The organism is Acinetobacter colistiniresistens, from assembly GCF_024582815.1.
Taxonomy (GTDB): domain Bacteria; phylum Pseudomonadota; class Gammaproteobacteria; order Pseudomonadales; family Moraxellaceae; genus Acinetobacter.
In genome coordinates, this window is the sequence record NZ_CP102099.1 from 2,040,113 (window position 1) to 2,066,772 (window position 26,660).

A 26,660-nucleotide genomic window follows, 5' to 3' on the forward strand; every position below is an offset into this window, starting at 1 on the left:
TTAAAAAAAGCCTCGCTGTATGCGAGGTTTTTTATTTGTGATGTAAAAAGCTATAATTATGTTTTAAGTTTATATTTGTTTTTATGCCATTTACCATTGCCAGTACGGTTACTTTTGAAGAAGACATTAAAAAAAGTCGTTTCCAAGCGATTGCTGCGGTTGTTGAAAATGAACAGCAGGTGAAAGATTTTCTGGAACAGCATAAAGATCAGTCGACAACGCATCAATGTTGGGCATGGAAGATCGGTCATCATGTCCGCTTTAATGATGATGGTGAACCTTCTGGCACAGCAGGCCGTCCAATTCTTGCAACCATTGAAGGCAATGAGCTGACCAATGTGATTGTCTTGGTGAATCGGTGGTATGGTGGAATTAAACTGGGAACAGGTGGTTTGGTTCGTGCTTATGGGGGCTGTGCAGGACAATGTCTGCTCTTGGCTGAAAAGATAGAATTGATTGAAAAGAAACAAGTTCAATTTGCCTGTCTATTTAATGAATGGGCGATTATTCAGTATGAATTGATGCAGCAACAGATTGAATATCAAGAAAGCTATACCGATACAGGAGTCATGGTATTAGCCCGATTACAAGTGCATCAAATTGAAGCTTTGAGAATTAAACTTCAAGATGTGACTCGGGGTCGTGAATTGCTAAAAGTAATAGAGGAACAAGAACATGACGCATGATCCTTTATTAAAATATCGGGAACAGCATAAACAACGTTTGAATTACATGCCATGGTTATATTGGTCACTAAAACCAAAGCATCGTGAATGGGCTGAAGCATGGCAAGCTGAATATCAAGCCTATTTGATGGAGATGGAAACCGTTGAAATTGGAAAGAACTGTTTTATTTCACCTTTAGCGCATATTTTTGCCGAGCGAGGTCGAAAAATTTCAATTGGGGATAATACTTTCATCGCGGCGGATTGTACTTTACATGGTCCTTTGGAAATCGGGAATGAGGTTGCGATTAACCATCATTGCATTCTAGATGGGGGGAGAGCTGGGATCAAATTAAATGATCAAGTCCGAATTGCAGCCTATAGCCATTTATATGCATTTGATCATGGAATGGGGATGGATCGTCCTATTTATCAGCAACCTGTTACGTCCAAAGGAATTGAGGTGGGGTGTGATGTCTGGCTGGGGGCGCATGTTGGAATAAAAGATGGAATCAAAATTGGGCATCATGCAGTAGTGGGTATGAATAGCATGGTGACTAAAGATGTTGAAGACTACGCTGTCGTTGTCGGAAATCCAGCTAAAAAAATTCGCTATCGTACTGAATAAAAAGCACTAAAAAAGCGTATGAGATTCGATACATAAATTTAACCTACCATGCTTTTATCTATGTTAAGTTAAAAATAAGTAGAAGACCTAAGGTATATACCTAGAGAGAGGCGAAAATGAACCGTGTAATTGCATGTATTGATTCTTCACCCTGCATTGATGCTCTGGCAGAGGCGGCTGTGTGGGTAGCCAGACAAACCCAAAGGGAATTAGTACTGTTGCAAATCTTGGACTATTACCCAGCGAGTTATCATTTAGGTGAAATCAGTGGGGTGATTGGTTTTGAGAGTAATGCTATGCTTCTCAAAGAACTTGCCGAGTTGGAACAAAAACAAAGTGAGCTAGCACTGGATTATAGTAATAATTTGCTGAAACATATTTCAGAAATGATTGAAAAACAGTATGGCTTAAGCAGTTCTAAGATTCAGGAAAAAGGTGATTTTCTAGAGCAAAGTTTCAATCTCCTCAATGAAAATGACATCGTGATTATCGGACGGGTTGGGGAACGGGCGGCAGAAAAAAATAAACCAATAGGAAGTAATGTTGAGAATTTTATTCGTGGTGCCAATTGTACAGTGATTACTGTCGGGGAACACTTCCAGCCACCAAAGCGTTTTATCTTTGCTTATGAATATTCACCGACCTGCCAAAAAATGTTGCAACGCATTGCACAAAGTGACCTGTTAAAAAAACTTCAGTGCCATTTGTTGTATGTTGGAGATCATCCTGAAATGTTGGCGGAACCGGAAAAGTATTTGACTGATGCGGGTTTAGATGTGGTTTCTATTTATCGTTATGGTGATGTTGCCCAAAATATTCTTGAATATCAAAGAGAACATGATATTCAATTAATAGTATTGGGAGCTTTCAGTCATAGTAAAATTCATCAATTCTTCTTAGGCAGTATTACGACGACTATTTTCCGTAATGCCAATGTTCCACTATTAGTGGCTAAGTGATTCATTTTATTCTATATAGTTATCCGCAATTCCTGTGGATAACTATATGGAAAAGCACTAGAGATAAATATAATTTGTTGATATTACACAACTAAATTAAATAGGTTGTTTTTTAATCGCTATTTTACAATCGCGATTGCAAAACCATCATGTCCTTTCGAACCGACTGTTTGTAAAGCGGTGCAAGAGAGCAATTGAGGATGATCTTTCAAGGCTATGAATGCCTCACGAATTCCTTCAATACTTGGTTTCTTGTTGTTTTCATCCAGAATAGCACCGGCACGGATGACATTATCCAACACGATAATTGTACCTGAATGAGAAAGCTGTAAGCTCAGTTCAAAATATTCACGGTAGCTTTGTTTATCTGCATCAATAAAAATGAAATCAAAAGGCTCACTGTGATCCGCAATCAGTTGATTCATGACATCTGCACCGCGACCTTTTTTTAGCTCAATACGGGTTGGCATATTGGCAAAATCAATATTTTCTTGGGCAATCACGACATGGGTATCTCGACCTTCAACGGTAAGTAGGTAGCCATCTTCTGGTAATGCTTTGGCGAGCCAAATGGTGCTATATGCGCCAAAGGTACCTAGTTCCAATACCCGTTTGCATTGGTTCATCTGAATTAGCATCTGCAAAAACATGCCTTGATTAGGCGCAACAGCCAAATGATTAGAAAAGCCTTGAGTATCGGTATTGTCTAATGCATGTTGAAGTCTTGGGTCTGTGGGAATTAAATGTGAATTGATATAGTCATCAACCTCGGTCCACATCTGTTGCATAATCAAATTTACCTATCAATCTGTTAGCTGCATTTTAAACATTTATATTCAGAGTGCAATTTGATTGCAGCAAAAAGGGATCTAAATGATCCCTTTTTGCTGCGTAATCTACTTTTAGAAATTGCACATTGAGCTATTTCGGGTCAGATCTGGTCCCCAAGTACGGTAGCCTTGAGTATCAATATGAATCTGACCAGAACTATATAGGCCAATCCCTAAATCCAGACTCTGGCCATGCTGGGCCCAGAATTGGCATAGCTTAAACTTGGTTTGTTCAATATATGCGTAGTCTTGCGGTTGAGGATATTCAGGCCCGATACGAAAATCGATCGCTGAGTTAAATAAGTGCTTTGAAGAGCCAGCCCCGCCAGCACATTGGTTTAGGGGTAAATCGCGATAAACTGAAGTGACTTCAAAATCGGTTAAAACTTTGGCTGCGATTAAATACTTAAACACTCGTAGGGTTGATAGGGCATTACCCCACAATTCACGATTAGGAACCATATATTCTGTACGACCACATTTCTGCCAGTCACGTGCTGTACGTAATAGCTCAAAACTTGGAATGATGTGTGCGACATTATTTCGGTTCAGAAACTGTTCATACTCACGAACGCGTGCATAGTTATCACCTTGATTGAGCCATTGCCGATATGATGCGGGTTCAACTTTATTCGGAATCGGGCGAGTAAAGGTCACTTGTTCTTGTGGAATGTAAATTCTTTTACCTTGGTTTTGATTTACTTTTGTTGTGGAGCTGCTACAGCCCACCATCATCACAGGAATGATCAATAATGGTAATAGACCCTGTAATTTATTTTGCATGATAAAAGGCAGTTCAAAATCTGTAGGTGAACTATTTTAATGCAAAATAAGCCATGAATAATGAGGTAATTGCAAAGAAATGTGTGATTCAGGTATAAAAAAGACCAGTAAAACTGGCCTTTCAAATTATTTTTCTAAATATTGCAGTTTGTCTGGCTTGCCGTTCCACTCTTCACGATCGGCAGGTTGTTCGCCAATTTGGGTGATGTTATTACCCGCCCATTTCTCAGACAATTCAGCATTGAGTTCAATAAAGACTTCTTGACCTTCTGGTAATTCATCTTCAGAGAAGATTGCATTTGCTGGGCATTCAGGTTCACAGAGCGCACAGTCAATACATTCATCTGGATTGATGACAAGAAAGTTTGGACCTTCGTAGAAGCAGTCAACTGGACAAACTTCAACACAATCTTGATATTTACATTTAATACAATTTTCAGTGACAACAAAGGTCATGGCGACAGCTACCTAAAAAATATGGTTTTCATTTTGCATAGTGTATTTTAGGCAAAAATACTGATAGAAACAATTCCTTTTATTGATATTTATTATTCGTATCAATGAAATGGACTTATTTATATGACTTTTGTTGATAATAAGTCTCAACAACAGCGCTCAACTTGTTAGTTTGACTTTTTCTTCAGCCCACCACTATCTTGTTTGTTGACCGTTGCCCAAGCAATTCGCTCAGCTTCTTCTGGAGAGCGGCCTTGCTCCAGTTCACTTTGTGCAATATGTTTTGCTTGTCTTTTCTGTTTTGCTGTATAAGCCGATTTATCACCACGAGACATGAGATTTTCCTCACAGAGGTATTGATCTCATACAGCAATAACATGATCAAGCCGATAACGGGGTGAGGGATTGTTGATTTTAGTGCGCACTATGTAAATCAGCTCTGGTATAAAACCAGAGCTGAATTCGAGCTGATTAACTTTCGAGCGTCTGTGTTGTCTTAAATAAGGCTTTGAGTTGATACAGTTGTTCAAGCGCCTGACGAGGGGTCAGATCATCAACATCAATCTGTTGTAACAATTCCAATGCAGGAGATTTGACTTCAACTTCAATTACTCGCTCAACTACCGGAGTTTCAATTTCATGTTCAACAGCGCTGAATAAATCATTCTGTACGCTGCTTTGCAAATGTTGGTGTTGCTGTTTCTCCAGAATTTTTAAACGCTTCTGCGCCTCTTTAATTACATTGGCTGGAATACCTGCCAATTTTGCGACTTGTAAACCGTGGCTTTGACTTGCAGGGCCTTGTTGTACTTTATGCAGCAAGATCAAGTTGCCATTCAGTTCTTGGGCGGTGACATGGTAGTTATCAATGCCTGCTTCACTGCCAAGTTCAGTCAATTCAAAGTAATGTGTTGCGAACAGGCATAAGCATTTTACCCGTTTGGTTAGATCAACCACACAGGCCCAAGCCAAAGAAAGACCATCATAGGTACTGGTTCCACGACCAACTTCATCCATCAAGACCAAAGATTGACTGGTGGCATGATGCAAAATCTGGGAGGTTTCAGTCATCTCGACCATAAAGGTCGATTTACCTGTAGAGAGATCATCTGCAGAGCCAATACGGGTAAAAATTCGATCAATCGGACCTAATTTTGCTGACTTGGCTGGAATGAAACTGCCGCAATAGGCCAGTAGACTAATTAATGCGGTTTGACGCATAAAGGTCGATTTACCACCCATATTTGGACCTGTAATAATCGCCATACGATGTTGGGTGTCCAAAAAGGTATCATTTGGTGTAAATGGCGCTTTATTTAAGGCTTCTACCACAGGATGGCGACCCGCTTGAATTTTGATACCTGTTTCTGCGCTAAACTCAGGTCTTGCCCAATTGTTCAATCGGGCTTGATGGGCAAAGTTTGCCACTACATCGATATGTGCAATTGCGGCACTCATCATTTGTAAATGTGCAATATTTTGGCGTAACTCATCTAAAAGTGATTCAAACAGCAGTTTTTCACGGCTAAGGGCGCGTGATTCACTGGAAAGCACTTTATCCTCAAAACCCTTCAGTTCAGGTGTGATATAACGCTCAGCATTTTTCAGCGTTTGACGGCGAATATAATCGGCAGGCGCCTGTTCTGCTTGTGCACGGGTCAACTCGATATAGTAACCACTGACACGGTTATAACCAATTTTTAAGGTATTAATTCCTGTACGTTCACGCTCTTTGATTTCTAAGTCAATTAGAAATTGTCCAGCATGATCACGAATTTTGCGCAATTCATCCAGCTCATCATCATAGCCTTCTGCAATAACATTACCATCACGCAATAGCACGGGTGGATGTTCAACAATGGCAGCCATTAAATGTTGATGCAGGCTCTTAAAATCACCCAGTTCTTCATCTAATTGTGTTAACAGTTTAGATTGCTCTGTTTTTAATACAGGATCAAGGGCATGACGTAAGAATGGAATTTGTGCACATGCCTGACGCAATTGTACTAAATCACGTGGACGTGCACTCCCCAGAGCGACACGACTGAGTACACGTTCAATATCACCAATCTCTTTGAGCACCAAGCGCACAGGTGATTCGTGATAGCCTTTTAATAATTGCTCGGTTGCATCAAGACGCGCATCCAAAACGGCGGTATCACGAATCGGTTGCATCAAGGTTCGACTGAGTAAGCGTCCCCCCATTGCGGTTTGGCAATCATTAATCAACTGGAATAAAGATGTGCCATGTTCAAACAAGGGCTCAATAATCTCTAAGTTGCGACGGGTGATTGGATCAAGTGCAATAAAGTCGGTACTTTGCTCAATTTGAATGGAACGGATATGTGGTAAGGCCGTTTTTTGAGTTTCTTTGGCATAGTGAATCAGTGCTGCGGCAGCGGCTTTTGCCAGTGGAAGTGGGTCTAAGCCAAATCCAGATAAAGTCGATACACTAAACTGATCGCACAAGGTCTTTTGGGCATTATTTAAATTGAAATCGACATTCGGACGTTTAGTGATTGGGCAGTTCAGATTTTTCTTAATTTGCTCAATAATATTCTGATCCACCAGATCTTCATCGATCAGAATTTCACTTGGCATTAAACGCGCCAGTTCAATGGCCAATTGTTCAGGTTTATAGTCTTGTTGTTGGACTTTAAAGATGCCTGCACTCAAGTCGAGTAAGGCGAAACCAATTTGATTTTGTTGAATACAGAGCGCAACCAGATTCGACGATTGGTAACTTCCCAATAAAGCATCATCGGTTAATGTGCCTGGTGTTAAGATACGGACTACTTTACGCTCAACTGGACCTTTGCCTGTGACCTCACCAACTTGTTCGCAGATGGCGACAGTACGGCCAGCTTTGACTAAACGAGCCAGATAGCCCTCTGCTGCATGATAAGGTACACCCGCCATTGGAATTGGCTGACCACTGGCTTTGCCACGGTGGGTCAGGGTAATACCTAAAAGTTTGGCTGCTAAATGTGCATCTTCAAAGAAAAGCTCATAAAAATCGCCCATACGGTAGAACAGCAATGCATGTTGATAGTCTGTTTTGACTTTGAGATATTGCTGCATCATCGGCGTATGTGATGAAAGATCAGTCATGATTTCAGCGCTATTCATGCGTATTAAACTCTTTAAAAATCAATAATATTTACTTTTGGTGATTGAACCAATTTCAGTTTTTGTGAATATGGATGCCACTCAAATAATGATGACAACTAAATAAACGTAGAGAATTGCATCCATAGTATAAAGCGGCTTCAAGCCTTTCTAGTGATGCAATGGTAACAAATTTGAGTTATTGAAAAAAAGGGTGGTGAAATGAGAGTATGTATATTCAATGTACAGTTAGCCATTTACGATAAAATCATAGATTTTGAATGGTAGGGTTTTACATGAAAACTTTTTCTTTTTAAATGCTTATGATGCATAGTCAAAGATTTAATATGATTTTACTTCGATGCAAAATTAAGTGGAATAAGTTAACAGCCGGAGTCTTGAGCCGCTATCATTGTCTTGATAATTACAGTATTAAACTGAGTACTTAATAATGAAAAATATTTTATTTATTTCTGCTATTTTGATTCAGCTACCAAGCTATAGTCTCGCTAATGACTCAACCGGTTATGTCGGTACGGGTGGAGTGTCCTATATTAAAAATGCGCAGATTGCGATGCAAAGTGAAGAGCTATTTATTAGTAAAAAGCTGATTAAGGTGGATTATCTGTATAAAAATTTAAGTTCTCAAGATGTGACGGAAACCATTTTATTTCCCTTACCGCGTATTGATAACTTCTTTGAAGCGGATTTTGCCCATACCGAAGCATTGTTAAAAAGCTTTAAAATTATTGTTGATGGTAAAAATATAAAACCAGAAATGCATGTGCGCACCTTTATCCAAAAGGATGAAAAGTCGCCGCTGATTGATGCAACAGATCTATTTAAACAATGTGGTTTTAGCCAAATAGAGATGCTTAATCCCTGGGTTCGCAACAATGATGACTCTGCCTATTATGTAGATAAATTAAAGCAATGTAAGCAGCCAAAAATGCAGAAAATTTTGGCGAATTTTAAAAAAGATGATGAAATTCCATGGTCATCTCAAGTGATTTATAGTTGGAAGCAAACCTTTAAAGCCAATGCATTGACCAAAATTCAGCATCAATATCAACCTTTGGTGGGCGGGTCTGTGGGTCTCACACCAGACGAAGATAGCCAGCAATTTTGCATAGATAAACAGTTTAAGCAGGGCCTTAAAAAAGCACAGGCAGAACATTCGCCGTTTAGTGCGTTAGGTTATATTTTGACGACAGGTGCTAACTGGGCAAAGCCTATTGAAAACTTTAAGTTAACGATTGAGCGTGATAAAGACGAACTGGTTTCATTTTGTTGGGATGGCAAAGTTAACAAAATTAGTCCGACTCAATTTCAAATGAGCAAAACCAAGTTTGTACCAAAACAAGATTTAGACGTTATTTTTGTTCATCTCCCATAAACCCATACAAACTTTAATCTGTATAAAATTGCATCACTTGTTATTGTGTGTCATAACCTAACTATGGCGCACAATAACAAGAGGATGCCGTATGTTGCTCAAGGGAAAAGTAGCAGTAATTTTTGGAGGCAGCGGTGCAATTGGCACTGCGATTGCGCGGGTTTTTCTTCGTGAAGGAGCACATGTTTATTTATGCGCAAGAGATTTAAATAAACTACAAAACATTGCGACACAACTGCAAAAACATAAAGGTGTGGTACATACCGTTAGTGTTGATGTGCTAGATAGCCAAGTAACCAGTGAGGCAGTTGCTCAAATTGCCCAAGCGACGGATGGACTCGATATCGTCATTAATGCGACCAGTTTTATACATAATCAGGGTAAAGAACTTTTGGAGTTAAACCTTGATGAGTTCGTTGGGGGAATAAATCCATTTCTAACGGCGCAGTTTAATATATCGAAAGCTGTGGTTCCTTATATGGGCGGTAAGCGCGGCGGAACCATCATTTCAATTGTGGCACCATCAGCTCGGATGGCAATACCGGGACATTTAGGACATATTGTGGGCTGTGCTGGAATTGAAGCGTTTATTAAGGCGCTTGCCAGTGAGTTAGGTTCTAAAAATATACGGGTACTCGGTGTGCGCTCGCATGCAATTGTTGATGCGGTTCAAGCGGGTTCTTATACACGTGAATTGTTTGAGTCTAAAGCACAGGCCATGGGGCTCAGCATAGGGCAATGGCTTGAAGGTGCTGCTCAAGGCACCATGCTAAAGCGACTACCGACACTTTCACAAGTTGCAGAAACCGTTGCTTTCCTTGCCTCGGAACATGCGAACTCAATGACCGCAACGGTTGTAAACATGACTGCTGGTGCAATAATTGATTAAAAATAAATATTATATTTTGTTTTATTTCAAACGATTAAATGAGTATTTGTTGCTCTGATGCTAGGCGGCTTGCATAAAAAACTGCTGATGTTGCTAGCTTAATTATGGAAATACCTTTCATACTATAAAAGAGAGGAGTTTTTTAAGACAGGATGAAACGTGAATTTAAAGAATCTGGAAGCATTTTACTGGGTGGTGACGCTGAATAGTTTTAATAAGGCAGCGACAAAATTACAGACCACTCAGCCAGCAGTTTCACAAAAAATCACTGCCATTGAAAATGACCTTGGATTTAAAGTTTTAGATCGAAGTTTTCGCCAACTGAAACCCACGCATAAGGGCATGACCTTATTTAAATATGCTGAAAAATTGATGCGTTTAGAAACTGAACTCATCGCAGAATTAACTGAAAATCAGCATTTGACTGGCATAATTCGTTTAGGCGTTTCGGAAACTATTGTCTACACATGGTTGGTCGAATATATCGAGAAAGTTCAGCAAGAATTTCCCAAAGTTTCGGTGGAAATTGTGGTTGATCTGACCCCGAATTTACAAGAAGGTGTACGCACAGGCGATCTTGACATGGCTTTTTTACTCGGACCAACATTGGCTTTTGAGTGTATCGAACAGGCGCTTTGTGATTTTGAACTCAGCTTTTTGGCTTCGCCGTCATTTAAGGGTGGGGTTGGGCAAATGTCATTGAAAACCTTGATGTCGCATACGATCTTAACCTATCCAAAAATAACTTATCCCTATAAAGAACTTAAAGCAAAAATGAAGGAACAGGGGCTGGATGAGCCGCTTTCGATCACCAGTTATTCTTTAGCCACACTGTTACGTTTGGCTGAGCAAGGTTTGGGAATCGCTGTGGTGCCGACCTTAACCGCTTTAAAAGAAATTACCGATGGTCGATTAGAAATATTAAATACGCCAATTCAGTTAAAGACCTTTCACTTTACCTCGATTTATATTCAAGGCAGTGATGTTGCTTTAAAAGAGAAATTAACCGATGTCGCCGTGATGGTCTCAGAAAGTGCGATGCAAAGGCTGAATCAACACATCAAAAAATAGAAGCTGCTTCACTTACTTTACAGTGTATTGCTTTGCTCTAGAACAAGGTCATTTGTTGGATAAGCCATAAAAGCAGCTTATGGAATGTGATAAGTAAAATTTATATTGAACAATATTAAAAATAAAAAATAATAAATTCATATTCTTACTTTAAATTTTTCTGTAAAAGTCGTATTGTCCAGCTGGCTTGCTTATGTTCTTATTCTAAATGGAAGATTTGATTACCCATCACGTTGTGGGAGAACAGGGAATCTTTTTGATTTAAAAGGATTAAAGCAGATCGTTTGTAAATAAAATGATGCTCTTGGATCAAGTTAAAAATCGCGTTATTGAGCTCAAATGGATGAGGAACGCATAAATATGTCTTTACTGAAGTCTTCTTTTCTATCCGATCGCCAATGGGCCATCGTCGCCTCAATATTTATGATGGCAACTTCGGCAATGGGGCCTGGATTTTTAACCCAAACCGCTGTATTTACGGTGAAGTTAGGTGCCGCATTTGGGTTTGCCATTTTAGTTTCAATTTTGATTGATTATGTGGTGCAACAAAACATTTGGCGTGTAGTGACCCTCACGCAAATGCGTGCATCCGATATTGCCAATAAGGCTTTACCGGGCAGTGGTTATCTGCTCGCGTTTCTGGTGATTCTAGGCGGTTTCTTCTTTAGCATCGGAAATATTGCAGGCGCGGCATTAGGTCTCAATGCGCTATTTGGTTTGGATACCAAGTGGGGCGGTATCCTCAGTGGTGCCTTGGCGATTTTGATTTTTGCCTCAAGAAAAGCCACGCTTGCGATGGATAAAAGTATGATCGTATTGGGATTGCTGAAAATCATCCTGATCATCATTGTGGCTGTGATTGTAATGCCACCAGTTGGACAAGCGGTACAGCAAACCTTTGCACCAGACCAAATTGATTTTGCCATTATTACCACCATTGTCGGTGGTACGGTTGGGGGGTATATCTGCTATGCAGGTGCACACCGTTTACTGGATAAAGGCGCAGTTGGTCCCGAAAATATCGATGAAGTGGCCAAAGCTGCAACCAAAGGTATTGTGGTGGTTGGCATCATGCGCTATGTGCTGTTTCTAGCATTCTTGGGTGTGGTGGTCAGTGGAGCAAGTATTGATCTCGCCAGTCATAATGCCAATCCTGCCGCACAGGCATTCCAGTACGCTGCGGGGACATTCGGTTATAAATTATTTGGCCTGATCTTCTGGGCAGCAGGGATCAGTAGCACCATTGGTGCAGCCTATACCTCGGTTTCATTCTTCACTGCATTTAAAAAGAACTTAACGCCAAAGCAAAGCAATTACACCACGATTAGCTTCATTGCCTTGGCCTTATTCCTGTATGTGGTATTAGGTGCAACGCCAGCCGGTCTATTGATTTTTGTTGGTGGGTTTAATGGTTTAGTTCTACCAATCGGACTTACCATTTTTGTCTATGTTGCGGCTTGCCGTAGAGACTTGATGAGCAATTATAATTATCCAAAATGGTTAATTATTCTGGGTGCGTTAACCTGTGTATTGACGTGGTGGATGGGCTATATGTCGTTTACAACCGTGTTTAACTATTTGACTAAACTGTAAGCCAGATGATCGTGAATTGATAAAGGAATGATGCCATGTTTGTAGATTTAAATAGTGATTTGGGCGAAAGCTTTGGTTCATGGAAAATGGGCAATGATGATCAGATTTTACCTGTGGTGACCAGTGCCAATATTGCATGTGGTTTTCATGCAGGAGACCCGCTTGGCATTTTAAAAACAGTGCGTAAAGCCGTTGAACTGGGTGTAACGATCGGTGCACATGTGTCTTATCCAGATCTAGTTGGTTTTGGTCGCCGTAATATGGATGTGTCACGTGACGAATTGATTGCTGATGTGCTGTACCAAATTTCAGCGCTGGATGGTTTAGCAAAAGTGGCAGGTTCAAAAGTGCAATATGTTAAACCGCATGGTGCACTCTACAACACCATTGCCCATGATCAAGCTCAGGCAGCCGCAGTGATTGATGCGATTAAAATGTATCATCCTGAACTGGTTCTAGTGGCTTTGGCAGGTTCAAACTTGGTCGAGCAGGCACGTGCTGCGGGTTTAAACGTGGTGTCGGAAGCATTTGCAGATCGTGCTTACAACAGCGATGGTTCACTGGTGTCTCGTCGTTTAGACGGTGCAGTTTTACACGACTCAGCATTTGTGGCCAGTCGTGTGGTGTCCATGCTGAAAAATGGTGGAGTAGAGTCAATTGATGGTGTATTTACTCCCATTCAGGCTGACACCATTTGCCTACATGGTGACACCGATGGCGCTTTAGAAATGTCAGCAGCGATTAAAGCCGAACTACTAAAACACAAGATTGAAATCCGCCCGTTTGTAAATAAAGTATAAGGATGAGCACCATGTATAAGGATATTAAAGTCGACCCAGCTCAGCTTGAAGCCGCTTTAGGTGCACGCTTAAAAATCCGTGCTGGTTTTGATCAGCCGACAGCAGGCATGGCTGCGGGTATGACGCAGGTGAATATGATTTCGGTACCGAAAGCGTGGGCCTATGACTTTTTGCTCTATGCACATCGTAATCCGCAAAGCTGTCCAGTGTTGGATGTGCTCGAAGAAGGCATCTATGCAACCAAGCTTGCTGCAGACTCAGATATTAGAACCGATTTCCCGCGTTATCGCATTTGGAAAGAGGGCGAAATGGTCGATGAAGTGACCGATGCGAGCGAGATTTATCATGCACATCCTGATTTGGTGACTTTCTTGATTGGTTGTAGTTTTTCTTTTGAAACTGCTCTGCAAGAAGCGGGGATTGAGGTACGACATATTCAGGATAAGACCAATGTGCCAATGTATCTAAGTAATATTCAGTGCCAGCCCGCAGGGCGTATTTCAGGCAATATGGTGGTTTCCATGCGACCTATTCCGTCACATCAAATTAGTGAAGCGGTAAAAATTACAGCGAGTATGCCGAGTGTGCATGGCGCACCCGTACATATTGGATATCCTGAAGGCTTGGGCATTCGGGATCTAAATCAGCCTGATTTTGGTGAAGCCTCCCGGATCGAAGCAGGTGAAATCCCCGTGTTTTGGGCCTGTGGAGTCACTCCACAAGCGGCAGTCATGAACTCTAAAATTCCTTTTGCAATTAGCCATGCACCCGGCCATATGTTGATTACCGACATTCCTGACCGCGCGTGGATGGGCTAATTGGACTAAGCAACCATTAAAAAGGATAAGCCAATGCGTTTTTTATCAGTTAACGTTGATTGTTTTCTGATTGAGCTTACAAGCCTAGAAGAAACTTTGGCCTTGTACAATACATTGCAAAACAGGCCATTAAATGGAATTAAAGACCTAGTCCCTGCTGCCAAAACAATTTTGGTTTTTTTCAACGAGATCGAAACCAACTTTAAGACGCTGGTTGCTTCAATTCAGAGCCTCAAAGTTGATGCTGGATTTGAGCGTAGTGGTCAAGAAGTGATAGTCCCGATTCGTTACGATGGTGAAGACCTTGCACAGGTGGCTGAGTTGCAAGGGCTGTCTGTTGTTGATGTGATTAGAAAACATCAGCAAAGCATGTGGAATGTTGCTTTTATTGGTTTTGCGCCGGGCTTTGCTTATATGAGCAGTCCTGACCGACCTTTTACCGATATTCCACGCTTAACGGTTCCGCGTAAAAAAATACCTGCAGGCTCGTTAGGCTTGGCTGGGAGATATTCTGGTATTTATCCGAAAGACAGTCCGGGTGGCTGGCAACTGATTGGTACTACTTCAGAAAAAATGTGGGATTTAGAGCGTCAAAATCCAGCGCTCTTGTTGCCGGGCATGACGGTACATTTTAAAGATGTCACGCATCGTCCGACAACGGTGAATATACCGCAGCAAATCACGCGTACGGTTGAACCGAAACAATCGGTGCCATTGTTTAGCATCACTGCACCCAGTTTACAGATGCTTATTCAAGATGAAGGACGTTTTAACCAGACCAAGCTAGGGGTGGGTATTGCAGGAGCAATGGACGTATCTGCGATGCACAGTGCCAATCGTCTTGTAGGGAATCCAACTGATACGCCCGTGATTGAGGTTTTAAATGGTGGCTTAAAGGCCAAACTGCAGCATGCCGCCGTAATTGCAGTGACAGGCGCCATCTCAAATATCCGTGTGAAATTTGCCGACGGTCAAACTGCAGATTTTGCCAGTTATCAGCTCATTGATCTGGATGACGGTGATGAGTTTCACATTCAGCCGCCTACAGCGGGGCTGAGAAACTATCTTGCCGTTCGTGGTGGCATTGAGGTTCAACCTGTTTTAGACAGTGCTTCATTTGATAGTTTGGCGGTGTTAGGGCCAGAACCGCTAAAACTTGGTGATACCATTTATCAGGGGCGGGTCAAAGTCACCAATATCAGCATTAACGAAGTGGCTCAACTAAATCTGCCCAAAGTCGGTGATCTGGTTGAGCTCGATATTGTGATGGGCCCACGCACTGATTGGTTTGAACCAGACAGTATAGACCTACTCTGTCAGCAGGAATGGCTGGTGACCAATGAAAGCAATCGCGTTGGACTTAGACTGTCAGGTGCTGAACCTTTAACTCGCAAAATTAGCCATGAACTGGAAAGTGAAGGTGCGTGCATTGGCGCTTTGCAGATTCCACCCAGTGGTCAACCAGTTTTGTTTATGAATGATCACCCTTTAACGGGTGGATATCCCGTCATTGCTGCGGTTGCGAAACACCATTGGAACTTGGTGGCACAGATTCCCGCGGGTTGCCGTATCCAATTTAAAAAAATTGCTGAATTGACAGATTTTGAGAATAAAAGATGAAAACTGAAAAATTATTGATTGCCAATCGTGGTGAAATTGCCATCCGGATTATTCATGCTTGCCGTGATATAGGCATTGCATCGGTCGCGCTATATGCCGATGACGACATTGGCAGTATGCATGTCGAGCTTGCCGATGAGGCTTGGGGTTTGGCTGGTGCGACTGCCAGTGAAACCTATTTAAATATTACGGCCATTATCGAGATTGCAAAAAAATCCCAAGCAACGATGGTGCATCCGGGTTATGGCTTTTTATCTGAGCGTGCCGAATTTGCCCAAGCGGTGCTTGATGCAGGCTTAAAATGGGTGGGGCCTTCACCAAACGCGATTGAAAAACTGGGTGATAAAATTGAAGCGCGTAAAATAGCAGCTTCGGTGGGTGCACCTTTGGTTCACGGGACGCAAGACCCGCTCAACAATGCTGATGAAGCTTTGGATTTTGCCAAACAGTTTGGTTTGCCGATTGCGATTAAAGCTGCATTTGGTGGTGGCGGTCGAGGTTTAAAAGTGGCTTGGAAACTTGAAGAAGTCAAAGAGCTGTATGATTCGGCGGTACGTGAGGCCAAAGCTGCTTTTGGTCGTGGTGAATGTTTTGTCGAGCAATATCTGAATCAACCCCGTCATATTGAAGCTCAAGTGATTGCCGATCAACATGGCAATATTGTGGTGCTGGGGACACGTGATTGTTCATTGCAACGCCGTAACCAGAAGTTAGTCGAAGAAGCACCAGCACCCTTTATTAGTGATGAGACTTACCAACAAATTTTACACTCGGCAAAAAACATTTGTCAGGCAGCAAACTATGTCGGCGCAGGCACAGTTGAATATTTACTCAGCAGAGATGGCAAGCTGTCATTTTTAGAGGTAAACACCCGTTTGCAAGTTGAGCATCCTGTTACTGAAGAAACCGCAAACGTGGATTTAGTGGTAGAACAAATCCGTGTTGCACAAGGCCATGAACTTTCGATTAAAGCGACACCCAAAGTTCAAGGTCATGCCATTGAGTTTCGTATCAATGCCGAAGACCCAGCACGCGGTTTTATTCCTGCTTTTGGGGTATTGAGCTTGTTTGAAGCACCGTTTGGTCATGGTGTGCGAGTCGATACAGGCGTTCGCACGGGTTCATTGGTCTCCAGTCATTTTGACTCACTCATGGCAAAACTGATTGTGACTGGCCCAAGTCGTGAGGTTGCGATTGCTCGTGCCAGACGTGCCTTAAAGCAATTTAAAATTGAAGGGGTTGCTTCGGTTCTAGACTTTCATCGTGCGATACTCAATGAACCTGACTTTACAGATGAATTTAATGTACATACCCGCTGGATCGAAAATGACTTTAAACAAGAATTAAAGCCAAGCAAGCGCGGTATTCCAAACCATCAACAACCGATGTTGCTCAGTTATATTGAAATTGATGGCAAATTACATCGTTTAGGCTTACCAGCAGGTATGTTTGCACAAGGTTCAGTAACAACGACAACGCCAGTACAATCTGCCGAGCCAGAAATACGAGCTGAGCATTTACTTGCACCCATTCATGGGGTAATTAGCGCTTGGAAAGTTGCGCAGGGTGAGCAGGTTACAGAAGGACAAGTGGTGGCCATTATGGAAGCCATGAAAATGGAAGTCCCTGTGTTGGCACATCGCAGTGGCATAATAAAAAGCATGGTAGAGCAGGGAAGTACCAATCAAGCGGAATCAATTATTGGCATGATTGAGTGAGGCTTGAAACAGGTCTTTATTGCTGAAATTGAAGTATAGAACGTATAAAAAAAGAGGCAATGATTTGCCTCTTTTTTATTTCATAACGAATGAAGATTTATTTAAGTTCGTAATCAGCTAACAGACCTTTATGATCGTAGTGCAGTACAATATTTTTGGAATTCTGAATTTTTGCTAAATCATCCATTGGAATGAAAAAGCATTCTGCCAATAAAGATGGACTAACATTGTTGATTGTGGTCTTTTCAGTCTTGCGGTAGCGTAACCAATTATAGCTTGCCCATAACAATAAAGAGGTACAGCACATCGCAACGATCAGTGTTAACCAAAAGAAATTATGGATCTGTACGCTGATCTGTTCTGCAAAAATATAATTTTTAATTAATTTACCTTGGTATAGCCATAAAAATATTACCAATAAGGGTAAAAACAGCAGTGTCCAGAGTGCCCAACCGATGCCTTGAAGTAAATAGTGTGCGCCTTTGTTTTTTACATATTGCTGTTGGTCAATATATTCAGGAATATCGAGTTGTGATTCATCAACAACAATATTTGAATGGAGGGGTTTCATTCGGATTCTCCTCTAAACCCACGATCAGGGCTGACCCATCTCGCTCTTTTTTTAGGTGTAAATAAGGCTTTCGGGACAGCAACCACTGTTGTTGCTGCACTGAGTACCCAGAAAAATAGTGGGTACCAAATCACCCAGAAATAATTTCTCAAGAAACGATTAGCGTCATATCGTTTGTCGATGAATAAGCTGACAAAAAACTGAATCAGACAGGTGACCGCTAAAATGACGCCGTACCACTGTGGAAATAAGGATTTAATCTGCCATGTTGGGGACAGCGGAACGACTAATCCAAGGAAAAACAGGAGAATGATCAGAAAAATGACGTATGCCCAAATCATACTGGTAATTGCTTCAAGCGCGACAGGCCACATTTTGAGTGCTGAAACTTTAAAAAGCTTGGGAAGGTAGGTTTTGATGACTTCAACGCCACCTTGAGCCCAGCGCAATCTTTGTTTCCATAACCCTTTAAAGGTTTCAGGCATATAGATGTAACACAGTGCATTTGGAACATAGTGAACCGTACCGGGTTTGTCGGAGACTCAATATTCTGAGAGACTATTCCGATGAAAAAACCAAACTATACCCCCGAAATTAGAGAAAGAGCGGTTCAATTACTAATTGAATCTGAAAAAGATTATCCATCGAATTGGGCAGCAGTTTCCGCAATTGCTCCTAAAATTGGCTGTACTCCTGAAACACTTCGTGTTTGGTATCAAAAATACTTAGATCAACAAAATCCCGCCAAAGTACAACAGGTATCTGACCAAGAAAAAATGAAGCAAATGGAACGTGAAATTAAAGAATTAAAACGTGCCAATGAAATTCTACGTAAAGCAGCCGCTTTTTTCGCCCAGGCGGAGCTCGACCGCCCACACAAATAATGGTGGATTTTATCCATAACAATAAGGCGTTATATGGTGTTGAAGCGATTTGTAGAATTTTACCGATTGCAGCTTCGACCTATTATCGGGCTTTAGATTTCGTTGATAACCCAGAACATCGAGCGAAACGTGCTCTGCATGATTTACATCATGCAGAGCAAATCAAACGTATTTGGAAAGAAAGTTCAGGTCGATATGGTGTACGTAAAGTTTGGCAAAAATTGAAACGTGAGGGTTATGTTATTGCACGTTGTACAGTTGCTCGATTGATGCAAAAGCTAGGTATACAAGGTGTTTGGCGTGGTAAGAATAAACAAACCACCCGTAGCCGAGATGATCAAAAACGAGCAGATGATTTAGTGAAACGGAATTTTAGTGCTGATCGACCTGACCAATTATGGGTCAGTGACTTTACGTATATTCAAACACATTCAGGCTGGGTCTATACCGCCTTTATTATTGATGTGTTCTCACGAGCAATTGTTGGATGGAAAGTATCTACACGGATGAATACAGATATGGTGCTCGATGCATTGGAGCAAGCATTGCACGATCGAGGCATGCCAAAGAATGTGATTCATCATTCCGATAGAGGTGTTCAATATCTTTCTATTCGCTATACCAATCGTTTAGATGCTGCAAATTTACGAGCATCAGTCGGTACGACAGGTGATTCATACGATAATGCTCTGGCTGAAACGGTGAATGGCTTATACAAAACAGAGGTGATTGAATATTTAAAAGCAGATTGGCAAGGTTTAGCAGATGTACAACTTGCGACACTAAACTGGGTAGATTGGTTCAATAAAAAGCGTGTACACAGTGCACTGGGTTATGTATCGCCTTTTGAGTTTGAAGCAATGTACTATGATAAGATTAACCCGTTAGGTCAGGTGGCCTAACTTAAATAAAAAAGTCTCCGACAAACCCGGTACGGTTCATAAGTTTGTCTTGAATAATATTTACACTTTTCTTTTACAGAGTCTTGCAGACATTTCTTAAATTTGTAATCCTTGTTCAAAGGGTGTCTAGTTGAACTTAGGCAGGTGTTTGTTGTAGTCGGGCCGCTACAACTTAATTAAAGAGCACCTGTATGTTTAATCTAAAGATTTTTGACACAATCTCTACGGAAGTATTGACTTTAAAAAGTGATCTTGAACTGAATACAGAAATTCAACTGATCACAAAATATAAAAGTTCGCACTCCGAAGCCTATAAAAAAGCCATCGTTTTAATATTTAAAGAACGAGGTTATTCAAGCTTGGAAATAGGGCAACTATTAGGTTCCTGATTCTTAGATTTGTTTATTAAATCAAGATCACAGAAACGATACATTGCTAACTATATGTATTTATTTGAAATATAGTCAGTTCTGGAAAATTGTTTAGCGGATATAACAGTATTGTTTAGTCAATATGCTATATTCCTTCAATTTTTTGGGTTGCTGATATGAATATAGAGCAAGGTAATTTAAACCTATTTCATTTTATAAATGCCTCTGAAAACGCGTCTGAATTTACAATAAAGCTTGCGATATTTGTTGCTAATGATTTGTTATATTTAGTGGTTTTAGGTTTTTTGATTGCTTGGCTAAAAGGGAGTTTTGCTGTTAAAAAGCAAATTGTTAAAGCGACAATTTTTACTTTAATTGCTTTTATTGTTAGTCAGATCATCTCGAACTATTTTTATTATCCTCGTCCTTTTGTTGCAGAGATTGGACGGACGATTATAGAACATGCGCCGAGTGGATCATTCCCAAGTGATCATATGCTATTTTTTAGCACCATCGCTTTCTCATATCTATTTTCTCAGCAAAAGCGTATCGGTTATATCTTCTTAATTCTTGCATGGTTTGTGGCGTGGTCTCGTGTTTATTTAGGGGTTCATTATCCTTTGGACATGATCGGGGCATTTACGCTTGCACTGTTACTCAATTTGGTCGGCATCTCGATCTGGCAGAAATATGGAAATTACTTGGTGAGTTGGATTTTAAAAGTTTACCAATATGCATTCTCAAAATTTATCAAAAAGGGATATATACGCTAACGATTCAGTTTCAATTAAGCTAAGTGTTTTAATCTAAAACTACGGTTTAACCGTAGCAAGCAAAGCAATACTTTAGCCACATTCTCCAGATGTGGCTTTTTTTTGACGATTTAAACAAGTCAGTTAGATAATTTCAGATGGGCACAATTCTTTAGCTGTGGGTATGGCTAGTTCATGTATCAATAATATTGACTCAAAATTTAATCAGGAAAGTTTAGGCGCAGTTTCCTTCATTAATATCCGAACACGTGCTTGGATTAGCATCAAGATGGGGACTAATGCCATCTCAAAATATGCCGCATGATTCGGAAATAGCAACTTATACTAATCCTTTATATTTGGGTATTGAGGTGGTGCAAAGAATATATTTGGAAGCTGCTAATTTTTCACAGGTAAAGTGGGATGTTGTACCAGTGTTTATTTGGCCAGTCGTCATTTTGTCTTTAGCAGCATGGCTGTTTTGAAATCACTTGTCCCAAGATCTGTAGAGATGGAGATGATCAATTGTATTTAATCCAGCTAGATAAATTAAACTCGATACTTTCATGGATTGGAAAAAATCTTATATGATTTTGTAAAATATTTAGCTTAGATCATTCTAAGCATTAATCGTGTTGCTTAGTGTAAAAATGTAATAAAAATCAAGTATACTTCTCCAAACATTTTTATCAGATTGCTATGAATTTAAAAATATTAAGCCTATGTTTTATAGCAACTTTTTTAGGGGTGGGCTGTGGCGAGCAACCGAATAAAATTGCAGAATACTCAGAGGCGAGAAAACAATTTGATTTGATTGATCAGAAAATCAATGCACTCATGGATATCTTAGATAGCCCTCAGACAGAGCGAGCAAAACTGTTACAAGTCTTGTGCCATGATTATCCTGAGATATTTGAGAAGCAATACATCCCTGCATTATTGAAACTGGCATCCAAAGAATACACCGAGAAACAGTTAAGGAACGAACTGGAACTCGTTATGTCCTATTATGAACATAAATTACTGATCCGCTGCGAATAATGCATGTTTTGTGTATTAGGCACTGTGCTTGATGCAATTCTGTCTTTATAAATAGACAAATAACAAATAAGTCACCCCTTAACCTGAGTGCTAAGGGGGACTAGAGGAGTACAGGAATTCCGCTATTCCTATAGCATCGTTGGAACTTCTTCTGGGCGCATATCGAAGATCAGCACTTCCGCATGCTCTCCGTTGCGAAAAGACAAGGTTCCACCTTCTCGGATACGGGCTGCATCACCCGCATTGAATGTGTGACCATTGATCTCTAAGTGACCTTTAGCAACATGAAGATAGACATAGCGACCTTCAGGAATATTGAATTCAGCACTTTCATCACCATCGAATAGACCAGAATAAATATTGATATCCTGTTTAATAGTTAATGTCTTATCACCACCTTTGGGTGAAATCATCAAGTGCAGTTTGCCGCGTTTATCTTCAGGTGAAATATGTAATTGTTGATAGCTTTGTTCAGTATTCGCTTCATTGGGTACTACCCAAATTTGTAAGAAGTGAACCTCTTCTTGTGCAGAGTGGTTGTATTCACTGTGGGCTACACCACGGCCTGCACTCATCAATTGAATATCACCAGGAACAATGACTGACCCTGTCCCCATTGAATCTTTGTGCTCCAATGAACCCTCTAATACATAGGAAATAATTTCCATATTGCGGTGAGGGTGTGTCCCAAAGCCTTTAGAAGGGGCAACGATATCTTCATTGATTACCAGCAAATCAGAAAAGCCAACTTGGGGACAATTGATTGCATTGCTACCGTTCCCTCCATGTAAGTGGGATAATCATGAAACAAGAGGCGAATTATTTGATGTGAATGCCTTACTTGTAGGGTGAAGTATTGCAAAGGAACTCAAATGAGCAAAAATTATTGGGAAGAGGTATATCAATCTAAACAAGCCGATCAGGTTAGCTGGTATCAGCAATATGATCATAAAACACTAGCACTGATCCGATCTCAGAATCTATTACCTGATGTAAAACTTATTGATGTTGGAAGTGGGGCATCCCTATTAATTGATCAGCTGATCGAGGCAGGCTATAAAAATATACATGTGCTTGATTTATCCGAAACAGCCTTGAAGACAACACAAGCCAGATTAATTGAGAAGAATTTGGATAGCAGTCAAATTCATTGGCTCGTTGCAGATGTTTGTACAGTTGGTCTGGCTGCTCAGTTTTTCGATGTATGGCATGATCGGGCTGTATTTCATTTTATGGTGACTGAAGAGCAACAAGCGCAATATCTAAAAAATGTACGGCATGCCTTGAAGCCAAGCGGATTGATGATTCTGTCTACGTTTGCCGAAGATGGCCCAACACAATGTAGTGGTTTAGCAGTAGAGCGCTATAATGTTGAAAAGTTAGTGCAGAGACTTGGCAGCGATTTTAGCCTATTGCATCAGGTGCTTGAAACACATATTACCCCTTGGGGTGCAGAACAAAAATTTCTAAATACTATGTGGCAGTTTAAAGGCCAAAATTAAACTGAGGATAGTCCGAGTTGATCAGCGGCAGGCAGTTATAAGCATGCCTTGTGTCGTCATATTTGGTTTAATGCTGGAATTCGGATGCGCTCATTTTGTCCTGAGCCTCTTGTAAATGGCTGAAAATTTCATTGAGAGTTAAGCAACGTATTAATTCCTAGATATTGGAACTCAGACAGATGCCAGATGAATCATTTTGATACGTTTACCTGTGAACTGTAACTGCTTGGTTAATTAAATATTAACGAAATTTATAATTTCAAGGTCAATTTCAATAGGTTAGTGATTTAAAAAATAAAAAGATAATACTTATAACTCTTGTTACAACCATTTAGTCGACAATTTATTGAAAATTTCCCATAGTCCTATGAACTATACATATTGGGAGAACTGTTATGGATAAGATTACAGTCATCGTCAAGGACCAAGAAGAAAACGAATCGATTGTCGTTGCGCAGCTCAATGATTTAGAAGATCAAGATATTCCTTTTTTTAAACGGGTTGAACATATTGAAGTAGAAGGAAATATCATTTTTCCAAATATTGACCTATTGTTTGAAAGCAATGCAGATGGAAAAATATATAGATTAGTTGCACCTGTGAATGATAAAAGATTTATTTGAACTTAATCCTGTTATTCAATGCGATAAAAAGACCCACTTATGCTGAATGTCTAAGCGGGTTTTTTTATTTGGATCATTTAAGAAACACTTGCAGAATACATTTAGCGTGGGAGAGAAATGCTAAAGAGCTTGCAGATTTATTGTCGTTATACAAGCGCTTTATATCGCTAGCGTCATATGAAATTTATCAATGTTGTCACGAGTGAATAGGATTCAAGCCTTTAACAATGTCATTAAATGCCGAACCATTGAGCCAAAAAGATTTCTTTAGAAAAAGGGTGGTCATAATACTCTCTGCTGCTTCACTATTTTGGTTGTCGCAAAATAGACCATAGCTTTCACCTAGCACAGTGTTGTTCTCGATCAGGCGAATAAAGAAAGCATGTTGTTCGTCAGCATAACCTAGAATAGCATCACGTTGATTGTTCATTTTTCATGTCTCCACATCAAAAATATTTGAATAAAACCTAACTGCTGAGAGATCAAATATATTAGTGAATTAGATCAACAACTTAACATTTAAATATTGCATTAAAAAACTATAAGTTATTCATTTAAAACATTAATTTTGATTTGTCCTACATCCGTGTCTAAGTGAAACAAGTCAAAATCTGATCTATGGAATTTATTGTTATGCAAAATTTATTGTACGTCAACTTGAATTTGTAACTTTTTCAAGTTAAATTATTTGCAAGTACTTTAAACTTGGGTAAGGGGGAGTTATGTCTAAAAAAACTGAATTTGAGCATGGCGGTGCCAGAAGCAATGCAGGGCGTAAGGCAAAATTCAGCGAGCCAACCAAAGTGATTCGTGTTCCTGAGTCCCAAGTTGATTTCATCAAAAACTGGTTACTGAATAATGTCAAAACCGATGCGCGTACCGATTTAACGAGTTCGATGAAAATCCAAAATGTGCAGGCTAAGAATGACCGAATTTATCATATTCCGCTGGCAACGGAACGTGTTGCTGCTGGTTTTCCTTCGCCTGCCCAAGATCATGTTGAACAAGCACTGGATTTAAATGAATTTTTAATTCGTAACGAAAATTCGACTTTTATTGTCAAAGCTAATTCACTGTCAATGTTGGATGCAGGGATTGATATTGATGATCCTCTGGTGGTAGATCGCAGCCTTGCTGCTAAGTCCGGAGATATTGTGATTGCCTTGATTGACAATGACTTTACTGTCAAACGGTTAATGGTTGACCATCACTTTAGTCCACCTAAAGTCTGGCTGAAAGCCGAAAATCCTGATTATCAGAATATTTATATTACAGAGGGGCAAGAGCTACTGATCTGGGGCGTTGTGACCTATAACTTAAAGCCAATGAGGTAACTCAATGAGCCTGCCACAACGTATTTTTGCTTTGATTGATGTGAATAACTGTTATGTCAGTTGTGAACGTGTGTTTAATCCAAAGCTGGAAAATCGTCCTGTGGTCGTTCTGTCAAATAACGATGGCTGTGTGGTTTCTCGTTCTTATGAAGCAAAGCAGCTCGGCATTCGAATGGCTGTTCCTTTTTTTCAGATTGAAGAGATTATTGGTCAGCATCAAGTACAGGTCTTTTCCAGTAATTATGCTTTGTATGCGGAAATGTCACGCCGTTTCATGAATATCTTAGGCAGTTTTGTAGATCCGTGCGAACAGGAAGTGTATTCGATTGATGAATGCTTTTTAGAGTTGACAGCTTATCAACACAGTTATGATTTAACCCAATACGCTCACAAGATTCTAGATACCGTCAAAAACTGGTTAGGTCTACCATGCTGTATCGGGATCGGTTATTCCAAAACCCAAGCCAAACTTGCTAATCATTTAGCTAAAAGTCATAGCTGTTTTAACAGTGTGTGTAATATCGTGGCTGAAGACCCGTGCGTGATTGAAGACTTGTTACAGCAGATACCAGCGGGCGAAGTGTGGGGCGTTGGGCGGAAGATCCGACAGCGCTTAGAAAAAATGAATATTTGTTCGGTGATGGACTTGGTTCAAGCTGATCCGAAAATGTTGGGCAAGTATTTTTCTGTAGTGATGGAAAATACTGTCAAAGAATTACAGGGCATGGCCTGTTTAGAGATTGAGGATGTAGTGAGTGATCGACGGCAAGTGTTAAGTAGTCGCTCATTTGGCCAGCCGATACAAGATAAAAATGACTTAAGTGGCGCACTCACTGAATTTAGTTTACGTGCAGTTGAGCGGTTAAGGCAGCAAAAACTACTGTGCAAAGCCATTGGGGTCAGTATTCGAACCAATCGTTTTAACAAAGAGCAATATTATCGCCCTTATACGGTGGTGTATCTATCTGACTATAGCGATGACCGTTTAGAGATTATCAAGGCAGTACAGCAGGGACTTGACCGTATTTATCAAGGCGGACATCGTTATAAAAAAGCGGAAGTGATTTTGCTGGATATTATTCCACAACATAGCCATGCTGTAGATTTATTTCACGATACTGATGAAGTGATTGCTCGGCGTAAGCTTTCCGTGGCCTTCGATGACATTAATGAGAAATTTGGACGGGATACCATGAAGCTGGGGCGCTTGATCACTCCACATGGGCGAGCATGGCAGATGACGCAAAAGCATAAATCACCGAGTTATTTGACCCAATGGGATCAGGTTTTAAAAGTTAGATAGCATCCGTATGTATCGGAGATCATGACTAAGCCCTTATTTACTG

General features: G+C 40.5%; 27 protein-coding genes, 2 pseudogenes and 1 other annotated feature. Of the genes and pseudogenes, 20 read left to right on the plus strand and 9 right to left on the minus strand.

Features of this window, described 5'->3' with window-relative positions; all coding sequences use genetic code 11:
• Positions 1-83: 83 nt before the first annotated feature.
• The 3 genes from NQU59_RS09630 (at position 84) to NQU59_RS09640 (ending at position 2,252) form a co-directional block, all read left to right on the plus strand.
• The gene (locus NQU59_RS09630; RefSeq protein WP_043971863.1) at positions 84-686 is read left to right on the plus strand and encodes an IMPACT family protein; all 603 of its coding nucleotides are present in this window, start codon (positions 84-86) and stop codon (positions 684-686) included.
• Positions 676-1,293 carry an acyltransferase gene (locus NQU59_RS09635; protein WP_043971865.1) on the plus strand — a complete coding sequence of 206 codons (618 nt, stop codon included), beginning with the start codon at positions 676-678 and terminating at the stop codon, positions 1,291-1,293. The genes NQU59_RS09630 and NQU59_RS09635 overlap by 11 nt, the downstream gene beginning before the upstream one ends.
• Positions 1,294-1,409: 116 nt before the next feature.
• A complete protein-coding gene (locus NQU59_RS09640) occupies positions 1,410-2,252 on the plus strand; it encodes a universal stress protein (RefSeq protein WP_005243166.1) in 843 nt (280 codons plus the stop codon).
• A 119-nt stretch (positions 2,253-2,371) separates the two neighbouring features.
• On the opposite strand, the gene NQU59_RS09645 is transcribed toward NQU59_RS09640, so the two are convergent.
• The 5 genes from NQU59_RS09645 to mutS all read right to left on the minus strand — a co-directional run bounded on the left by NQU59_RS09645 (position 2,372) and on the right by mutS (position 7,450).
• Positions 2,372-3,040 (minus strand): O-methyltransferase, encoded by a 669-nt coding sequence (locus NQU59_RS09645; protein ID WP_257063256.1) that lies wholly within the window; start codon positions 3,038-3,040, stop codon positions 2,372-2,374.
• A 114-nt stretch (positions 3,041-3,154) separates the two neighbouring features.
• Positions 3,155-3,868 carry a D-Ala-D-Ala carboxypeptidase family metallohydrolase gene (locus NQU59_RS09650; protein ID WP_026040192.1) on the minus strand — a complete coding sequence of 238 codons (714 nt, stop codon included), beginning with the start codon at positions 3,866-3,868 and terminating at the stop codon, positions 3,155-3,157.
• Positions 3,869-3,991: 123 nt separating this feature from the next.
• Positions 3,992-4,321, minus strand: coding sequence for a ferredoxin FdxA (gene fdxA, locus NQU59_RS09655; RefSeq protein ID WP_004652744.1), 330 nt, complete (start codon positions 4,319-4,321; stop codon positions 3,992-3,994).
• A 167-nt stretch (positions 4,322-4,488) separates the two neighbouring features.
• Entirely contained in the window at positions 4,489-4,656 is a 168-nt protein-coding gene (locus tag NQU59_RS09660; RefSeq protein WP_257063260.1) for a hypothetical protein, read from the minus strand.
• Positions 4,657-4,792: 136 nt separating this feature from the next.
• On the minus strand, positions 4,793-7,450 hold the full coding sequence (gene mutS / locus NQU59_RS09665) for a DNA mismatch repair protein MutS (RefSeq protein ID WP_257063261.1): 2,658 nt from the start codon (positions 7,448-7,450) through the stop codon (positions 4,793-4,795).
• A 430-nt stretch (positions 7,451-7,880) separates the two neighbouring features.
• Between mutS and NQU59_RS09670 the strand changes: the two genes are divergently transcribed.
• From NQU59_RS09670 to NQU59_RS09705, 8 genes are all read left to right on the plus strand, one after another.
• Entirely contained in the window at positions 7,881-8,825 is a 945-nt protein-coding gene (locus NQU59_RS09670) for a DUF4424 family protein (protein WP_043971534.1), read from the plus strand.
• 91 nt (positions 8,826-8,916) lie between these two features.
• The gene (locus tag NQU59_RS09675) at positions 8,917-9,714 is read left to right on the plus strand and encodes an SDR family NAD(P)-dependent oxidoreductase (protein WP_005243156.1); all 798 of its coding nucleotides are present in this window, start codon (positions 8,917-8,919) and stop codon (positions 9,712-9,714) included.
• 159 nt (positions 9,715-9,873) lie between these two features.
• The gene (gene mumR / locus NQU59_RS09680; protein ID WP_005243154.1) at positions 9,874-10,785 is read left to right on the plus strand and encodes a LysR family transcriptional regulator MumR; all 912 of its coding nucleotides are present in this window, start codon (positions 9,874-9,876) and stop codon (positions 10,783-10,785) included.
• A gap of 339 nt (positions 10,786-11,124) precedes the next feature.
• Positions 11,125-12,378 carry an NRAMP family divalent metal transporter gene (locus NQU59_RS09685; RefSeq protein ID WP_257063263.1) on the plus strand — a complete coding sequence of 418 codons (1,254 nt, stop codon included), beginning with the start codon at positions 11,125-11,127 and terminating at the stop codon, positions 12,376-12,378.
• Between the two features lie 35 nt (positions 12,379-12,413).
• Positions 12,414-13,178: a LamB/YcsF family protein gene (locus NQU59_RS09690; RefSeq protein ID WP_005243150.1), complete on the plus strand. Its 765-nt coding sequence runs from the start codon at positions 12,414-12,416 to the stop codon at positions 13,176-13,178.
• A 2-nt stretch (positions 13,179-13,180) separates the two neighbouring features.
• The gene (locus NQU59_RS09695; RefSeq protein WP_257063264.1) at positions 13,181-13,996 is read left to right on the plus strand and encodes a putative hydro-lyase; all 816 of its coding nucleotides are present in this window, start codon (positions 13,181-13,183) and stop codon (positions 13,994-13,996) included.
• Positions 13,997-14,029: 33 nt separating this feature from the next.
• Positions 14,030-15,616, plus strand: a complete 1,587-nt coding sequence (locus NQU59_RS09700; protein WP_257063265.1) for a 5-oxoprolinase subunit B/C family protein — start codon at positions 14,030-14,032, stop codon at positions 15,614-15,616.
• The gene (locus NQU59_RS09705) at positions 15,613-17,334 is read left to right on the plus strand and encodes an acetyl/propionyl/methylcrotonyl-CoA carboxylase subunit alpha (protein ID WP_257063266.1); all 1,722 of its coding nucleotides are present in this window, start codon (positions 15,613-15,615) and stop codon (positions 17,332-17,334) included. The genes NQU59_RS09700 and NQU59_RS09705 overlap by 4 nt, the downstream gene beginning before the upstream one ends.
• A gap of 97 nt (positions 17,335-17,431) precedes the next feature.
• Here the strand turns inward: NQU59_RS09705 and pgaD are convergent, their stop codons facing one another.
• Entirely contained in the window at positions 17,432-17,905 is a 474-nt protein-coding gene (gene pgaD / locus NQU59_RS09710; protein WP_257063267.1) for a poly-beta-1,6-N-acetyl-D-glucosamine biosynthesis protein PgaD, read from the minus strand.
• A pseudogene (locus NQU59_RS09715) lies at positions 17,902-18,426 on the minus strand (poly-beta-1,6-N-acetyl-D-glucosamine synthase); the annotation flags it as partial. The gene pgaD and the pseudogene NQU59_RS09715, both read right to left, overlap by 4 nt.
• 45 nt (positions 18,427-18,471) lie before the next feature.
• Here NQU59_RS09715 and NQU59_RS09720 point away from each other — a divergent pair.
• The 5 genes from NQU59_RS09720 (at position 18,472) to NQU59_RS09740 (ending at position 21,855) form a co-directional block, all read left to right on the plus strand.
• A protein-coding gene (locus tag NQU59_RS09720) for an IS3 family transposase (protein ID WP_107114716.1) occupies positions 18,472-19,691 on the plus strand; the annotation gives its coding sequence in 2 pieces (ribosomal slippage) (positions 18,472-18,748 and positions 18,748-19,691; 1,221 coding nt in all).
• Positions 18,747-18,863: a sequence feature (AL1L pseudoknot), on the plus strand. (Overlaps the previous gene by 117 nt.)
• A 191-nt stretch (positions 19,692-19,882) precedes the next feature.
• Positions 19,883-20,080 carry a hypothetical protein gene (locus NQU59_RS09725; protein ID WP_005243137.1) on the plus strand — a complete coding sequence of 66 codons (198 nt, stop codon included), beginning with the start codon at positions 19,883-19,885 and terminating at the stop codon, positions 20,078-20,080.
• Between the two features lie 158 nt (positions 20,081-20,238).
• On the plus strand, positions 20,239-20,835 hold the full coding sequence (locus tag NQU59_RS09730; RefSeq protein WP_005243135.1) for a phosphatase PAP2 family protein: 597 nt from the start codon (positions 20,239-20,241) through the stop codon (positions 20,833-20,835).
• Between the two features lie 278 nt (positions 20,836-21,113).
• On the plus strand, positions 21,114-21,299 hold the full coding sequence (locus NQU59_RS09735; RefSeq protein WP_010590169.1) for a hypothetical protein: 186 nt from the start codon (positions 21,114-21,116) through the stop codon (positions 21,297-21,299).
• Between the two features lie 214 nt (positions 21,300-21,513).
• The gene (locus NQU59_RS09740; protein WP_005243133.1) at positions 21,514-21,855 is read left to right on the plus strand and encodes a hypothetical protein; all 342 of its coding nucleotides are present in this window, start codon (positions 21,514-21,516) and stop codon (positions 21,853-21,855) included.
• 128 nt (positions 21,856-21,983) lie between these two features.
• Here the strand turns inward: NQU59_RS09740 and NQU59_RS09745 are convergent.
• Positions 21,984-22,610, minus strand: a pseudogene (locus NQU59_RS09745) (pirin family protein); the annotation flags it as partial.
• Between the two features lie 117 nt (positions 22,611-22,727).
• On the opposite strand from NQU59_RS09745, the gene NQU59_RS09750 reads away from it, so the two are divergent.
• On the plus strand, positions 22,728-23,357 hold the full coding sequence (locus NQU59_RS09750; protein WP_257063269.1) for a class I SAM-dependent methyltransferase: 630 nt from the start codon (positions 22,728-22,730) through the stop codon (positions 23,355-23,357).
• Positions 23,358-23,752: 395 nt separating this feature from the next.
• A complete protein-coding gene (locus tag NQU59_RS09755; protein WP_005243109.1) occupies positions 23,753-23,980 on the plus strand; it encodes a hypothetical protein in 228 nt (75 codons plus the stop codon).
• A gap of 196 nt (positions 23,981-24,176) precedes the next feature.
• Here the strand turns inward: NQU59_RS09755 and NQU59_RS09760 are convergent, their stop codons facing one another.
• Positions 24,177-24,410: a hypothetical protein gene (locus NQU59_RS09760; protein WP_005243107.1), complete on the minus strand. Its 234-nt coding sequence runs from the start codon at positions 24,408-24,410 to the stop codon at positions 24,177-24,179.
• A gap of 292 nt (positions 24,411-24,702) precedes the next feature.
• On the opposite strand from NQU59_RS09760, the gene NQU59_RS09765 reads away from it, so the two are divergent.
• Positions 24,703-25,314, plus strand: coding sequence for a LexA family protein (locus tag NQU59_RS09765; protein WP_005243105.1), 612 nt, complete (start codon positions 24,703-24,705; stop codon positions 25,312-25,314).
• Between the two features lie 4 nt (positions 25,315-25,318).
• Entirely contained in the window at positions 25,319-26,617 is a 1,299-nt protein-coding gene (locus NQU59_RS09770; protein WP_005243102.1) for a Y-family DNA polymerase, read from the plus strand.
• Positions 26,618-26,660: the final 43 nt, after the last annotated feature.